The 932-nt window shown below is 49.1% G+C and carries 1 protein-coding gene and 1 other RNA gene; both read left to right on the top strand.

Features of this window, described 5'->3' with window-relative positions; genetic code table 11:
• Positions 1–321, top strand: a transfer-messenger RNA (tmRNA) gene (ssrA, locus tag QMM04_RS22735); the annotation flags it as partial.
• A gap of 204 nt (positions 322–525) precedes the next feature.
• Positions 526–932, top strand: a 407-nt coding sequence (locus tag QMM04_RS22730) for an integrase arm-type DNA-binding domain-containing protein (protein WP_282997137.1), incomplete at its 3' end; no start/stop codon positions are given.

Below are 932 nucleotides of genomic sequence, written 5' to 3'. Positions count from 1 at the left end.
GCATGCCGAGGGGCGGTTTGCCTCGTAAAAAGCCGCAAAAAAATAGTCGCAAACGACGAAAACTACGCTTTAGCAGCTTAATAACCTGCTAAGAGCCCTCTCTCCCTAGCTTCCGCTCTTAAGACGGGGATCAAGAGAGGTCAAACCCAAAAGAGATCGCGCGGATGCCCTGCCTGGGGTTGAAGTGCTAAAACTAATCAGGCTAGTTCGTTAGTGGCGTGTCTGTCCGCAGCTGGCGTGCGAATGTAAAGACAAACTAAGCATGTAGTACCGAGGATGTAGAAATTTCGGACGCGGGTTCAACTCCCGCCAGCTCCACCAAAATTCTCCATCGGTGATTACCAGAGTCATCCGATGAAGTCCTAAGAGCCCGCACGGCGCAAGCCCTGCGGGCTTTTTTGTGCCCTCAATTTGTCCCGCGAAGTCCGAAGGGAACTAATTAAATCCGAACCTTTTAGGCACCTTGTTAGGCACCTCATAAAGCTTTATTGTTTTTGAGGTGCCTAAAACTATGGAAACCCGGCAATGGCAAGACAAACTAAACCTCTCTCCGTTAAGGAAATCGAATCTGCCAAACCCAAGGAAGCGGACTATGTGCTCTATGATGGCGATGGCCTTGAGCTACTGATCAAATCCAGCGGGAGTAAAATCTGGCAATTTCGCTACATTCGCCCCATTACCAAGAAACGAGCGAAAAAGAGTATTGGACCCTACCCGTCAGTTACGCTTGCCGATGCGCGAAGCTATCGGGCAGAATCACGTTCTCTCCTTGCGAAACAAATCGATCCTCAGGAACATCAGCAAGAACAACTGCGTAGTTCGCTTGAAGCCAAAACCAATACTTTCCAGCTCGTTGCGGAACGTTGGTGGAATGTGAAGAAAATCAGTGTGGCAGAGGTCTATGAATCGCCATACATTCGCCAGTCAGTTTA

Source organism: Pantoea sp. Pa-EAmG (genome assembly GCF_030024295.1).
In the GTDB taxonomy this organism is placed as follows: domain Bacteria; phylum Pseudomonadota; class Gammaproteobacteria; order Enterobacterales; family Enterobacteriaceae; genus Pantoea; species Pantoea dispersa.
This window is presented reverse-complemented; position numbering and strand designations above follow the sequence as displayed.